This window comes from Vibrio sp. Vb0667 (assembly GCF_033391095.1).
Window position 1 is genome coordinate 99689 of sequence record NZ_JAWPOL010000010.1, and the last position, 13234, is coordinate 112922.

A 13234-nucleotide genomic window follows, 5' to 3' on the forward strand; every position below is an offset into this window, starting at 1 on the left:
TATGACTTCCTTATAAGTTATTTATTGGCGTGTTACAAAATGGAGCTATAAAGCGGGGGCAATTATACTCATGCAGAATCAATTAAAGTAATGCCAGCCTCACACTTTCCTATAAGATTCATGATTGATTCAACCAGCTTTGTGAGTTAATTCACAATAAGCAGGAAAACGTTTTCGATTTCAAACCACATCTTTAGATTTTATTCACATATCGAGAAAGCAAAATTGCTATTTTTCCACAGTTGATAGGCAATCGATTGCTTTCGGCCGTTATGCAACTCTACGAGCTCATTAAAGACGTGAATGAGTTTGGCTGGGTGATTTGACTCCCCTTGATATCCAAGTATAGGCATATCTGGTGCGTCTGTTTCGATTACTAGGTTTTCGAGTGGTAATTTTTGAATTGCGTCGCGTGTTTTCTTGGCTCTTGGGTAGGTAATCGTTCCTCCTACACCGATAAAAAAACCTAATTTGACCCACTCCATGGCTTGCTGATAACTCCCAGAAAAAGCGTGTAGCACACCACCTCTAGGGAGATTCGCCGCTTTCACCATTTGAATGAGGCGATTGTGCGCTTTTCGGCTATGTAAAATAACTGGGAGTTCGAAGCGTCTAGCCAGCTCAAATTGAACTTCAAGTATCTTTTCTTGCAACTGTGGATCAACATCAATGGCAAAATCTAAACCACACTCTCCTATTGCCACGCACTGCTGCCCTTTTTGATTTAGATAGCCTTCTAGCTCTGTAAGGTGCTGCTCAACGTTATCTTCAAGAAAATACGGATGAAAGCCGAGCGCATAATACAAATTGGCATGTTGCTCTGCCAAAGTTTGAATACGAGCCCAGTTTTGCGGACCGACGGAAGGAATCAAAATTCTTGCGACGCCTTGCGTTTGAGCAAGCTCAAGTTGATGTGCAAAGTCATCTTGAAACACATCAAAATCAAAGTGGCAGTGCGTATCAAAGAGCTTCATCTTGACGCTTTTTATCTGTATCTGCGGGCAGAAAATCAGAGGATGGTTGGGCTTCACTCTTCTCTTCAGTTTGATGGGCTGGGTCTTTTCGATATGGGACGCAACTGCGTTTCTGATCGGGAGTTAACCCCATCTCTTTACACCAGTTGTCGTAACGCTTTAGCCCACGTTTAAACCAATTCATATCTTATCCTTATATAAAAACGCCCTTGGCTAAGTTTATAGCCAAGGGCGTTTTAAAATCTAGTTTGCGTTAAGGCTTACCCTAACCGCGCAAATTAGTGCTCACGCGTCGCACGGAAATCAACGTCAGGGAAACGCTCTTTCGCCAAGTTTAAGTTAACCATTGTTGGGGCGATATACGTTAGGTTATCACCACCATCCAATGCTAAGTTCGCTTGATTCTTGCGTTGGAACTCATCCAGTTTCTTCGCATCACCACACTCAACCCAACGAGCAGTTGCAACGTTAATGCCTTCATAAATCGCTTCAACGTTATACTCAGATTTCAAACGAGCCACAACAACATCGAACTGAAGTACACCAACGGCACCAACGATCAGATCGTTGTTCTGTAGAGGACGGAATACCTGTACCGCACCTTCTTCTGATAGCTGAACCAAACCTTTGAGAAGCTGCTTCTGCTTTAATGGATCTTTCAGGCGAATACGACGGAATAGTTCCGGAGCGAAGTTCGGAATACCAGAGAACTTCAGTGATTCACCTTGCGTAAAGGTATCACCAATCTGAATAGTGCCGTGGTTGTGTAGACCAATGATGTCACCGGCGTAAGCGTGTTCTGCACGTGCACGGTCACCAGCCATAAAGGTTACTGCATCAGAGATACTCACTTGCTTGCCAAGACGAACGTGGTTCATCTTCATACCTTGCGTGTAAGTGCCCGATACAATACGCATGAATGCGATACGGTCGCGGTGTTTTGGGTCCATATTCGCTTGGATCTTAAATACGAAACCAGAGAACTTCTCTTCAGTCGCTTCAACTTCACGTTCAACCGCTTGACGAGTTTTCGGCGCTGGAGCCCATTCAGTTAGACCGTCTAGCATATGATCCACACCAAAGTTACCTAATGCAGTACCGAAGTAAACTGGCGTCAGGTCACCTGTTAAGAACATTTCCAAATCAAACTCAGGGCAAGCACCCATGACAAGCTCAAGCTCTTCTCGAACACTTTCCGCAAGGCCTGCACCAACTTTTTCATCAAGCTCTGGGTTGTCGAGACCTTTGATGATTCGAACTTCTTGAATCTCATGACCGTGACCTGATTCGTATAAAATCGTTTCATCACGGTGAATGTGGTAAACACCTTTAAACTCTTTACCACAGCCGATTGGCCATGTGATTGGCGCACACATCATGCCCAATTCGTTTTCTACTTCATCCAATACTTCCATTGGATCACGAACGTCACGGTCAAGTTTGTTCATGAAGGTTACGATTGGCGTGTCACGTAGACGTGTAACTTCCATTAGTTTACGAGTACGGTCCTCAACACCTTTCGCTGCATCGATAACCATCAAACACGAGTCAACTGCCGTTAGAGTACGGTAAGTATCTTCCGAGAAGTCTTCGTGTCCAGGCGTATCAAGTAGGTTTACCAGACAATCGTTGTAAGGGAACTGCATTACAGAAGTAGTAACCGAGATACCACGTTCCTTTTCCATTTCCATCCAGTCTGATTTTGCGTGCTGTGCGTTACCACGACCTTTAACCGTACCTGCTTTTTGGATCGCGTTTCCGAATAACAGTACTTTTTCAGTAATGGTGGTTTTACCCGCATCCGGGTGAGAAATAATAGCGAACGTTCTGCGCTTAGACACTTCGCCTAAAAAAAGGGGATTTGACATTAGTTAATCTTCTAAATTACTTTCATGCTCACAAAATAGGCAAGCATATCTACTATTCGATATTGTGCGGTATTCTCGCTTATTATCGCTGTGCTAGCAAACTGGAAAGACATGAACTGAATTTACTCGGCTCACCAGCCTTTACCTGCAACTAACAAGGGAAAGCCAGCTCCACACAAAGAGATGTAAAAATTCAAAAAATTATTATTACATATTCAAAAGCCTCGAATCCGGATACGCATTTAAAGCATAAGTGTTGATGAGGTAATTAGTAACGGCCTAAAACTAACTCAAAAATAAGTAACTCATGATAATGGCGTCTTCCTTACCATTTCCCGATTTAGCTGGGTAATAGTTGTAACGACGGTCCACTTCATTAAAACCTGCTTGCTCATAAATATGGATAGCTGGGTGATTACTTTCACGCACTTCTAACCAAGCACTCTCTGCTTTGGCTTGTTCACAGTATTCAATAAACGCGTCCAGCAATTTTTGCCCTAGCCCTCTGCCCTGTTGAGAAGGCGCTACTGCAATATTTAATAGTGTCACTTCTCCAACAATATTCTGTCCATAGAAGTAACCAACCACTTGAGAGCCTTCCAGCATCACATGATGGCAAGCACCGCGACTGGATAAGTCACGAACCAAAGATTCGGCCCAAGGGTGAGAATGTGCTTGCTGCTCGATTTGCCAAACTTGGTCGAGGTGCTCTGCACGCATCGGCGTAATTTCAATTGTCACGCATTAGCTCCGTTAAGAAGAGTACGAACAGATTTGTTGCCACAATGCGCGGCGCTGTTCGTTATTACCATCAATATCTTGTAATAGTGGCGAGGTCAGGTGCTTTGCCTTGATGCTTTGATCAGCCTCACAGCCTGCAAACCACACCCACTCTAGCTGATGTTCACCCAGCATGGATAAGCGCTCAGGCTCTAGGTGTAGCGCATCATCAAGCGTGAGCTTAATGCTTTTTAATACGCGCTCAAACATCAATGCCGTCTCGTTTTCTGGACATATTGGCGATACCAATAGGAGTTTACATGAACTTTGCAAATCCAATAATGGCGATTGATAGCCTTCCAGTCTTTCAGGGTGTACCAGCTCCCATGTGCTGATCCCCATTTCACGTAAATACTGTTTCTCGTTAATTGACATTTTCCGTCACCTATTTGAACGAGGGCAATCCTATCAAATTATCGCGATTATACCTAAAGGACTTCAAGGAACACCTGAACACAATGAGATGATTTGGATATTCCTGAACATAGCGTTTTGCCAACGGCCACACATTGGGTATGACATATGAGGTACATTATGAAATTCTTAAATACGCTACTACTTTGCACACTGGTAGCCGCCACCAGCGTGAGTGTTTTTGCTAATAACAGCGATGAGTGGGAGCTGATTGCAACGAAAACCGTTAACTTTCATACAGAAACAGATACCGTGACACCAAATAGCCTATTCCGAAACCGAAGCTTCAGTAAAATAAAACTAAAATGTGTGCAAGGAACGGTAGACATGAATGGTTTAAAAGTCGTCATGACAGATGGTAGTGAGAAAAAGCTTTCCTCTATGGGCGTACTAACAAGCGGATTGTCGACTCGTGCCTGGAGCCTTCCAGGTACAAAAGAAGCCAAGCTAAAACGGATTGAAATGACTTACAGTAGCTGGGGAAGCACAAAACTTAGCCTGCTAGGGGTAAGTAAAAAAGCGAAAATAGAGGTCTGGGGCAAAAAGAAAAGTAACCAGTCATCCTAACCTCCCTATCTCAGTTTTCAGTGAATAAGAAAGAAGCCCACTTAGTCGTGGGCTTCTTTCATTTACAGTTCAGAGAACTCTGGCGCATAGTCTATGCGTCCGGAGCGTCCAGCACATTGACCTTCGACCAACTCTGCGACTCGAAATGCACCTTTAGGGACATCCCAAGCACATTCAAAGCCCATCTCGTCGCATGATTGAAAACCCTGGCGCGCGTAATAATCAGGATCGCCCAACACCACACACACTGGGTAACCAAAATCACGCAGTGAATCAAAACCTTCTTTGATCAACTCTGCAGCGATGCCTTGGCGACGGTAATCTTCATGAACAGCTAATGGCGCTAGCCCTTGCCATGACAAATCTTCACCATTTAAGGTCACAGGGCTAAATAAAGCATGGCCTATCACCTCTCCCTCATCTGTACACGCGACTAAGGAAAGCGTGAATTTGCTGTTTTCGCGCAAACGCATCACAAGCTCAGCTTCAGCTTCCGTCGGGAAGGCGTGTTTCAATAAGCGGTCAATGGTAAGAATGTCCGCTGGGGCTTCAGTTCGAATAAGCATTCGCTACTCCGGTTGGTTGTGCAGGCGCTTGAACTCCTTTCTGAACAAAATCAGCCAATTGATTCAAAGCGACTTGCATTGCTTTCGGTAACTGCTCTAAGTCGACACTGTCCATTAAGTTTTTCACTTCTAAGCCAAGCTCAGTATCACCTTCAATTGAAAGGCGACGTTGGAAGAACAGTGTGTCAGGGTCTTCTTTACGACCAGCAATCAGTACTAGGTCGTTTAGATTACCACTAAAACTCACATCTTCCTGAACTGGTTTTTCAGCTACCACCAATTTTTCGTCTTGATAGCTGATGTACCATGCTAAGTTCAAGTCTTTAATCGCAACTTTTAACCACTTGTCTTCAAGGAACTCAAAGTCACCATCTTCCAAGGCTTCTTTAAACACCATTTTTAGCCCTTCTAGCAACGCTTTTTGCTGAATTGGCTGTGGTAATAACTGGACTGGAGAACGCAAAATATTAGCTGCGTTCTTTACTAGTTGACTGCGAATCTTGTTTAACACGTTCATTATCCGTTACTTTGTCATTAGGTTGCTTATATTAAGCAATCGTGGCGATGAGATTACTGTTATGTATCAATAAAGTGCTTATTTTAGATTGGTGGTTTATTGCTCACTAACGCTTCTTTTTTTGAACTTACGTGTATTATTGATGCGAACAGGTGGATAAACACTTTTACAACCGTATTTTCAAAGTTATAGTTATCTGAGCGTATCCATGTGATTGTCGACTGCACAGCTAAAACCGCGAGCCCTTTAATGGCAAGTAACACTTTAGCTTGGTGGTAGACCGCCGCAGGCTTATCAGGGTGTCGCTTTTTATACACGGACGAATAATCTGGCTCATTGGAGATCGGTAATACCCTAATGCCTTCCCAGCAATTAAAACATTGGTTTGCCACGCTAACCTCAAATAGCCCTTTCTTCTTTGCCATTCTTGATAAAAAACACAATTATCGAATGGTAAGTGACCGTTACTGCGATATCGCAGGTTTAAGTCATGAGGAAATCGTCGGCTTAAACGATTGCCAAGTGCTGGGTGAACAGTTTTATAAGAAGCTTGCACCATACTATCAGCGCGCGTTCAAAGGGGCACATGTCGAAGCCGAAATCACGCTCGATGAAACCGACCTTGAAACCAGTCTTCACTTTAGTCTTTCGCCAGTTTTTGAAGGTAACGACATTCGCTTTGTTGTTTTTCACGCTGTCGATACTTCAGAAAAGCAGATACTCGTTCGCTCCTTAGAAGAGTCCGAAAGTAAGTTTGCGAAGTTAACACAACTGCTACCAGACGGCTTACTGCTTATCGAAGATGATATTGTCATCTCTGCGAACCCCGCATCAGCGCGCCTTCTCGGACTTAACTCTCCTCATGAATTGTTGGGCGAAGAGCTAAGTCGTTTATTCATCGATGAAAACAGTAAAAAGGTATTTAGTCATCGATTGAGTACATTAATTTCTGACAAACCTTTTGTCTGCTTAACCAGTGCAAGATGCGGCTTTGAACGGAAAGTTCAGCTACACGCGGATTCCACGGCGATATTAGGTAGCGAATCTCAAATTATCCTAATTCAAGATGCTGATGATGCGCCCAAAAACCTGTCTTCTGCATCGAATGAAGACATACACATTGACTCGCTCACCAAACTCTACAACCGCTTTGGCTTCACCAAACGTTTGGAACAGCTGATCAAAAAGCAAACACCGCTTCTGGTGTTCTATTTGGATATCGATAACTTCAAAAACATTAATGACTCACTTGGTCACCATATTGGCGATAAAGTGATTCAAGAGGTATCGGCCCGTCTTAAACGGTTACTACCAAACCAAGCGATTATTGGTCATTTGGGTGGCGATGAGTTTGGCGTCATTCTGCCGGAGCCAGAAAATACCCGCATGGCTGAAATTTTGTCCGATCGCATTATCTCGTTGATCAACCAACCTTTCGACTTGCACCACTTCAGCAAACGCCTTGCCTGTTCAATTGGTAGCGTTCGATACCCTGAAGACGGACAAGATGCACGAATCCTACTACAAAATGCCGATACTGCGATGTATGAAGCCAAAGATCGTGGTAGAAATCGTCTGATCAAATTTAACGATCAAATGAACAAAGAAGCGCGTATGCGTTTGTGGCTTGAAATCGAACTGCAAAAAGCATTGCAGCAGAACGGTTTGGAAGTGTGGTATCAACCTAAGGTTAACGCGCGAGACTTCAGTATCAACGGCGCAGAAGCGCTCGTTCGTTGGAAGCATCCAGTCGAAGGGTACATTAGTCCTGGCTCATTCATTCCTGTCGCCGAGCGCGCTGGGTTAATCGAACACCTTGGACGTGTCGTGATGCGTGATGTTTTCAATACGGTAAAACGTTGGAAGCAACAAGGCATACTGCCAGGCCGTGTCGCCATCAACCTCTCTCCCGAGCAATTTGGCAACCCACAGCTGATCGACTTTATGGAAAAGCTGCTTCGCACTACCGAGCTTGATCCAAGCTGCATTACCTTCGAGCTAACCGAAAGTGCCGTGATGAGTGATAGCGAACATACACTGCAGATGTTGAATGCGATTAAAAAGCTTGGCTTCGCTCTCTCTATCGATGACTTTGGTACCGGCTACTCTTCTCTTTCCTACTTAGCGCGTTTCCCTATTGACGAGCTAAAAATCGACCGCGCTTTTATTAATGATATCGACACACTACCGAAACAAGTCACTGTGATTGAAAACATCATTAATCTGGGTAAGTCGCTCGACTTAACTGTCGTTGCCGAGGGGGTGGAAACCCACCAGCAAGCTACTTTGCTCTCTAACCTTCAATGTAATGCGATTCAAGGATTCCATTTTTATCGCCCGCAGCCAAAACATGAAATTGAAGAGCTGTTTGTACAGAATCGTCGTCACAAGAACTAACCCCGACCCGATACCCTTACTCGCAAGGGGTAAATATCGACTTTATTGAGCTAAACCTAACTTAGGTCAATTTCGCTATTCATAATTCTTCATAAAATGCGGACACCTTTTTATTCTCAATGATTGTGAGCATATGGAACTCTTGTGTCCCGCGGGTAACCTGCCTGCGTTAAAAACTGCGATTGATTGCGGTGCCGATGCCGTCTACATTGGTTTCAAAGATGATACCAACGCCCGTCACTTTGCTGGCCTCAACTTTAACGGCAAAAAGTTAGAAAAAGCGGTGCAATACGTTCATGACCGCAATAAAAAAATTCATGTCGCGTTGAATACCTTCGCTCATCCCAATGGCTTCGAGCGCTGGACGAACGCAGTAGACAATGCAGCGGCACTGGGTGTAGACGCGCTGATTGTTGCAGACATTGCAGTGCTGGAGTACGCGGCTCGCAAATATCCCGATCTGGAACTACACCTTTCAGTGCAAGCATCAGCGACCAACGTCGCAGCCATTGATTTTTACAAACAAAACTTCAACGTAAAACGGGTAGTGCTACCCCGCGTTTTATCGATTCATCAGGTCAAACAGCTCTCACGCAACATCACTAGCGATGTCGAGTTAGAAGTCTTTGCTTTTGGTAGCCTTTGCATCATGTCTGAAGGTCGCTGCTACCTATCGTCATACATGACAGGCGAGTCTCCAAACACTGTGGGAGCATGCTCTCCAGCTAAGTACGTTCGCTGGCAAGAAACAGAAAATGGTTTGGAATCCCGCCTTAACGACATTTTGATCGATCGCTACAGCACCGGTGAAAATGCGGGCTACCCTACCTTGTGTAAAGGCCGTTTCGAAGCAGAAATCGAAGGCGAGAAAAAACGCTACCACGCACTGGAAGAACCAACCAGTTTGAACACCCTCTCTATGCTGCCAGAACTATTTGCTGCAAATGTGGCGTCTGTAAAAATTGAAGGTCGCCAACGTAGCCCAGCTTACGTAGAACAAGTCACTCGAACATGGCGAGCCGCGATTGACCGTTACCAAGCAAACCCAGAAGCTTATCAAGTCGAAGCGGCTTGGGATGCCGCATTGGCAAACGTGTCTGAAGGTACGCAGACCACACTTGGTGCTTATCACCGCAAATGGCAGTAGAGGTTAAGATGGATAATTCAATGAAATACGCGCTTGGCCCGCTGTTGTACTTCTGGCCAAAACAAGACATCGAAGCGTTTTATGAACAAGCGAAATCAAGCTCCGCGGACATCATCTATCTTGGGGAAACCGTATGCTCAAAACGTCGAGAAATGAAGCCTTCGCATTGGCTTGAAATAGCAAAAGAGCTGTCTGCATCTGGCAAGCAAGTGGTGCTATCAACAATGGCACTACTAGAAGCTCCGAGTGAAGTAAACATAATGAAGAAGTACATCGACAACGGTGACTTCGCGATTGAAGCAAATGACGTATCTGCTGTTCAATTGGCATCAGAGCATAAAGTGCCTTTCGTCGTTGGCCCTGCAATCAATACTTATAACGCACACACGCTCAACTTATTTTTGAAGCAAGGTATGATGCGTTGGTGCATGCCTGTCGAGCTCTCTCGCGAATGGTTAAACGATACTTTGGTTCAGTGTGACGAGCTTGGTATTCGTAACAAGTTTGAAGTTGAGGTATTTAGCCACGGTTATTTGCCTTTAGCATATTCCGCTCGCTGTTTCACAGCCCGAGCTGAAAACCGAGCGAAAGACGATTGCGAAACCTGCTGTATCAAATACCCTACGGGTATCCAGGTCAGCAGCCAAGAAGGACAAGAAGTCTTTAACCTTAACGGCATTCAAACGCAATCAGGGTATTGTTATAACCTGATCAATGACTTACCAAGTATGCAAGGCCTGGTTGATGTGGTCCGATTAAGCCCTCTCGGTGTGAGTACACTTTCTGAGTTAGAGCATTTTCGCTCAAACGAGCACGGCGACAACCCTGAAAAACTTGAAAGCCGCCAATGCAATGGCTATTGGCATCAGCTAGCTGGCTTAGAAGTAAAAAACATTTAGCTCCCCAAAAAAGAAAAGCGAGGCCCAACCTCGCTTTTCTCTATCAGCCATTGTTAACAGGCTTGCACTGTTGGCTCAGCCGAAGTTTCATAAAGCAGCTTTTTCACATCTCGCCACAACATACTGATCACGACCAAACTCAATGCAATGTTAGACAATGGGAAAGCTAACCAAATGCCTGTCACGCCGAAAAGTTTCGGCATAATGAATAAGAATGGCAACTGGACCAGCATGTTGCCTAGTGTTACAAACATAGCTTTGCTGCCTTTGTTTACTGATTGATAGTACGCGGCCGCCACAACTAAAAAACCATCTAAGAACAACGCAAACATGTGTAAACGAATCCCGATCACAGTGCTATCAATCAACTGTTGGTCAGCATTATTAAACACCGCAACCAGTTCGTACGGGAAAAGGTTCATCAAAACAACGAACGCCACCCCACCAAGCACAGATGTCCCCATCGCGACCTTTAATAACTTTCTGATGTTCTCCTGATTACGTGCACCGTGGTTGAAGCTCACTAAAGGCTGCATACCATTCGCAATTCCTTCGGCTATCAGATAGTAAACCGTCACGATGTACCCCAAAATGGCGTACGCTCCGATCAACATTGCACTTCCGTATTGAGCAAATAACGCGTTGTGCAGTGCCACCATCACAGAGCCGTAGGCGTACATAAAGAAACTTGATGTACCTATCATGATAATCTTTGGTGCAGCATCAACCTGAACTTTGAAGTCGCGGATACGAAGGCGTAATGTTGCTTTTGAAGTAAAGAAGTAACCAATACCGAGCACAGTGACCACTAATTGTGCAAGTGCAGTGGCAATAGCGGCTCCGGTTAACTCCCACTCCAACCAAGCAATAAATACGTAGTCTAATACGATGTTAATAACGGCACCGATGACCATCAAAATCGTTGCTAAGTTCGGGCTGTCGTCATTGCGTAACAGAAACGGAACTGCGATAGAACCCAACGTGAATACGCACGCGACAATCAGAATATGCAAATATTGCAGCGCAAGTTCAAACACTCGCCCTTCCGCACCTTGCCAGCGAATAAATTCATCCGAAAACAAGAACAATATTGTAGCAACGACCGGCATCAATGCCGCTAACAACGTCAATCCGGTCGTTAGGATTCGCTTAGCGCCTTCATGATCGTTCTCTCCTTGCTTGATCGAAGTCAGCGCGCCAGTCCCCACCCCAATCATCATTCCTATACCGAGGATCGAACCGATAATAGGCCACGCAACATTGATCCCAGCTAATCCGTCAGCGCCAACATAACGGCCAATAAAAATGCCATCAACTATTTGATACAAACCGTTTACGAGCATTGCTACGACGGTTGGAATCGTATATTTCCAAAACTGTCTATAAATTGAGTTTTGCATGACTGTCACCAGTAGTTAGCAAAGCTAACCATTTAATTAGCAAGACTAACTAAATGGTTAATTTAAATAAAAGAAAGATGAAACAACAAAAACTAAACCATACAGCTGAGGCCTTTGCTTTAGTTTAAAATGACTTATTACTCAATGCTTTATTCAATAAAGCTTGTAACTGTTCAGCTTCTTGCTGATTTAATTGTTGCATCATTTGGTCAGAGATATCTTTGTACACTACCTGCTCCAAAGACATTTTTTCTGCGACTTCTTCCGTAAGCAACACACGCTTAGCACGAGCATCCTCATTACATGCGATGCGTTTCACCAAACCCTTTTTTTCCAAACGCACAACCATTGTCGATGCGGAAGGCTTAGTCACTTGCAGCTCTTCTGCAAGATCGGTTATTCGCACACCCTCAGGGTAAACCTGAATCACACGTAAATAATCGAACTCATTAAAGCTTAGATGTGATAATGGATCTTCTTTGGCATAGACACGCCAAGCTTTGGCGCAAAAACGCTCTAAATCAATCAAGCTTTCTTCTAATGCCATAAAAGCCACCACCACTTAGTTAGCAAGGCTAACTATTTTAAATGAGTCACTCATCAAGTTCAATCATAAAAAAAGCCGCTCTCATCGAGCGGCTCTAAATCATTCAATTTCCAGCTTCTTGGCAGCCTTTAACTTGGCCAATCTATCTTGCTGTAATTGATCGTAAATTTGCGCCAACTCCAAGAAAGAATAGCGATGCTCAACATAATCGTAAACGTTGAACGAAATCGCGAGCTTATAAAGTGAGATGGCACTTGCGATATCACCTTCAAGCTGATTACGCTTTCCAAGGTAGAAATACGTTTCCGTCAATCGTTCAGCTAGGCGATAGTTCTCTCTCGTTCCATCCATAATTGCTTTAAGCGCGTCTTCGTCCGAGACGTCTCGTAGCATGATGGCAACAAGAACCCATCCCCACTCTTCACTACGATCTCGTAAATAACGCTGTTGAAGATTGGCTTTTGCTTGCTCTGGATTTTGCTCAGCTTCGATGATGTACAGCCATAATGAACGAAAAGGATCCGTTGGCATTTCTTGATAATGCTTGGTCATATCTTCTAAAGCGAGATCGATTCTGCCACCATAATACAGTGCAATCGCACGGTTGCGCTCAGCATAGGTATTATCAGGAGCCAACTCTATGGTCGAGTCAAACGCTTCATATGCCGCATCAAACTCTCCTACTTGGGTAAAGTATACTCCCAAAAGATTGAAGATGTCCGGCTGAGCAGGATTCAACTGCAAAGACTGGTTAAAGTCCAAACGGGCAAGATCACGTAAACCAACGCTGTCGTAGTAGCTACCGCGCTCATAATGCATTTTAGCGCGCACTTCATCACTAAGGTCGGGACGTTGTAGCAACTGCGAGAGACGCGCGATTTGTACTTCTTGTTGAACACTAGGCTGAAGTGGCACCGCCATCGGTGGATATAACCACTTTTGTGCTGATTGTTGAGAAGTATTTGCACAACCGGTCAGCGCGATAGCAACACATAAAATTGCGGTTTGAAACCATTTCACTAATTGATACTCCTGTTTGGACCGCTCAAGATTTATTTCTCTTAATGCAATATAGGCGATAACCTCGTTTGAGGTTAATACATCGAAACAAACCAAAAAAGGGGAGCGAAAATGCTCCCCTTTTATAACATGCTTTCA

General features: G+C 44.4%; 14 protein-coding genes. 4 read left to right on the plus strand and 10 right to left on the minus strand.

Going from position 1 to position 13234, the window contains the following annotated elements:
* Positions 1-200 precede the first annotated feature (200 nt).
* The 5 genes from R8269_RS12320 to R8269_RS12340 all read right to left on the minus strand — a co-directional run bounded on the left by R8269_RS12320 (position 201) and on the right by R8269_RS12340 (position 3997).
* Positions 201-974, minus strand: a complete 774-nt coding sequence (locus R8269_RS12320; protein WP_258476513.1) for a TatD family hydrolase — start codon at positions 972-974, stop codon at positions 201-203.
* The gene (locus R8269_RS12325) at positions 961-1158 is read right to left on the minus strand and encodes a DUF5363 family protein (RefSeq protein ID WP_005380125.1); all 198 of its coding nucleotides are present in this window, start codon (positions 1156-1158) and stop codon (positions 961-963) included. The genes R8269_RS12320 and R8269_RS12325 overlap by 14 nt, the downstream gene beginning before the upstream one ends.
* 94 nt (positions 1159-1252) lie before the next feature.
* Positions 1253-2842, minus strand: a complete 1590-nt coding sequence (prfC, locus tag R8269_RS12330) for a peptide chain release factor 3 (protein WP_005380123.1) — start codon at positions 2840-2842, stop codon at positions 1253-1255.
* Between the two features lie 285 nt (positions 2843-3127).
* Complete coding sequence (gene rimI / locus R8269_RS12335) at positions 3128-3583, minus strand: ribosomal protein S18-alanine N-acetyltransferase (protein ID WP_005380122.1); 456 nt, start codon at positions 3581-3583, stop codon at positions 3128-3130.
* Between the two features lie 12 nt (positions 3584-3595).
* A complete protein-coding gene (locus R8269_RS12340; RefSeq protein ID WP_005380121.1) occupies positions 3596-3997 on the minus strand; it encodes a DNA polymerase III subunit psi in 402 nt (133 codons plus the stop codon).
* A 159-nt stretch (positions 3998-4156) separates the two neighbouring features.
* On the opposite strand from R8269_RS12340, the gene R8269_RS12345 reads away from it, so the two are divergent.
* Complete coding sequence (locus R8269_RS12345; protein ID WP_005380120.1) at positions 4157-4603, plus strand: hypothetical protein; 447 nt, start codon at positions 4157-4159, stop codon at positions 4601-4603.
* Between the two features lie 62 nt (positions 4604-4665).
* On the opposite strand, the gene R8269_RS12350 is transcribed toward R8269_RS12345, so the two are convergent.
* Both R8269_RS12350 and ubiT read right to left on the minus strand, forming a co-directional pair.
* The gene (locus tag R8269_RS12350; protein ID WP_005380119.1) at positions 4666-5169 is read right to left on the minus strand and encodes a GNAT family N-acetyltransferase; all 504 of its coding nucleotides are present in this window, start codon (positions 5167-5169) and stop codon (positions 4666-4668) included.
* Positions 5153-5680 carry a ubiquinone anaerobic biosynthesis accessory factor UbiT gene (ubiT, locus tag R8269_RS12355; RefSeq protein ID WP_005394645.1) on the minus strand — a complete coding sequence of 176 codons (528 nt, stop codon included), beginning with the start codon at positions 5678-5680 and terminating at the stop codon, positions 5153-5155. Before ubiT ends, R8269_RS12350 begins: the two co-directional genes overlap by 17 nt.
* A gap of 363 nt (positions 5681-6043) precedes the next feature.
* Here ubiT and R8269_RS12360 point away from each other — a divergent pair, with 363 nt between their 5' ends.
* From R8269_RS12360 to R8269_RS12370, 3 genes are all read left to right on the plus strand, one after another.
* Positions 6044-8083 (plus strand): bifunctional diguanylate cyclase/phosphodiesterase, encoded by a 2040-nt coding sequence (locus tag R8269_RS12360; protein WP_005380112.1) that lies wholly within the window; start codon positions 6044-6046, stop codon positions 8081-8083.
* A 133-nt stretch (positions 8084-8216) separates the two neighbouring features.
* Complete coding sequence (ubiU, locus tag R8269_RS12365; RefSeq protein ID WP_005380110.1) at positions 8217-9230, plus strand: ubiquinone anaerobic biosynthesis protein UbiU; 1014 nt, start codon at positions 8217-8219, stop codon at positions 9228-9230.
* A 20-nt stretch (positions 9231-9250) separates the two neighbouring features.
* Positions 9251-10129 (plus strand): U32 family peptidase, encoded by an 879-nt coding sequence (locus R8269_RS12370; protein ID WP_065275085.1) that lies wholly within the window; start codon positions 9251-9253, stop codon positions 10127-10129.
* 53 nt (positions 10130-10182) lie between these two features.
* Here R8269_RS12370 and R8269_RS12375 read toward each other — a convergent pair whose 3' ends face one another.
* The 3 genes from R8269_RS12375 to nlpI all read right to left on the minus strand — a co-directional run bounded on the left by R8269_RS12375 (position 10183) and on the right by nlpI (position 13096).
* Positions 10183-11529, minus strand: coding sequence for an MATE family efflux transporter (locus tag R8269_RS12375; protein ID WP_318222548.1), 1347 nt, complete (start codon positions 11527-11529; stop codon positions 10183-10185).
* Positions 11530-11653: 124 nt separating this feature from the next.
* Positions 11654-12076: a MarR family winged helix-turn-helix transcriptional regulator gene (locus R8269_RS12380; RefSeq protein WP_005380103.1), complete on the minus strand. Its 423-nt coding sequence runs from the start codon at positions 12074-12076 to the stop codon at positions 11654-11656.
* Positions 12077-12175: 99 nt separating this feature from the next.
* On the minus strand, positions 12176-13096 hold the full coding sequence (gene nlpI, locus R8269_RS12385) for a lipoprotein NlpI (RefSeq protein ID WP_005380101.1): 921 nt from the start codon (positions 13094-13096) through the stop codon (positions 12176-12178).
* Between the last annotated feature and the right edge of the window lie 138 nt (positions 13097-13234).

Excerpts from the sequence above, each read along its gene's own strand:
- R8269_RS12320 (WP_258476513.1), bottom strand. The coding sequence starts at position 974 with ATGAAGCTCTTTGATACGCACTGCCACTTTGATTTTGATGTGTTTCAA.
- R8269_RS12325 (WP_005380125.1), bottom strand. The coding sequence starts at position 1,158 with ATGAATTGGTTTAAACGTGGGCTAAAGCGTTACGACAACTGGTGTAAA.
- prfC (WP_005380123.1), bottom strand. The coding sequence starts at position 2,842 with ATGTCAAATCCCCTTTTTTTAGGCGAAGTGTCTAAGCGCAGAACGTTC.
- R8269_RS12340 (WP_005380121.1), bottom strand. The coding sequence starts at position 3,997 with ATGTCAATTAACGAGAAACAGTATTTACGTGAAATGGGGATCAGCACA.
- R8269_RS12345 (WP_005380120.1), top strand. The coding sequence starts at position 4,157 with ATGAAATTCTTAAATACGCTACTACTTTGCACACTGGTAGCCGCCACC.
- R8269_RS12350 (WP_005380119.1), bottom strand. The coding sequence starts at position 5,169 with ATGCTTATTCGAACTGAAGCCCCAGCGGACATTCTTACCATTGACCGC.
- R8269_RS12360 (WP_005380112.1), top strand. The coding sequence starts at position 6,044 with ATGCCTTCCCAGCAATTAAAACATTGGTTTGCCACGCTAACCTCAAAT.
- ubiU (WP_005380110.1), top strand. The coding sequence starts at position 8,217 with ATGGAACTCTTGTGTCCCGCGGGTAACCTGCCTGCGTTAAAAACTGCG.
- R8269_RS12370 (WP_065275085.1), top strand. The coding sequence starts at position 9,251 with ATGAAATACGCGCTTGGCCCGCTGTTGTACTTCTGGCCAAAACAAGAC.
- R8269_RS12375 (WP_318222548.1), bottom strand. The coding sequence starts at position 11,529 with ATGCAAAACTCAATTTATAGACAGTTTTGGAAATATACGATTCCAACC.
- R8269_RS12380 (WP_005380103.1), bottom strand. The coding sequence starts at position 12,076 with ATGGCATTAGAAGAAAGCTTGATTGATTTAGAGCGTTTTTGCGCCAAA.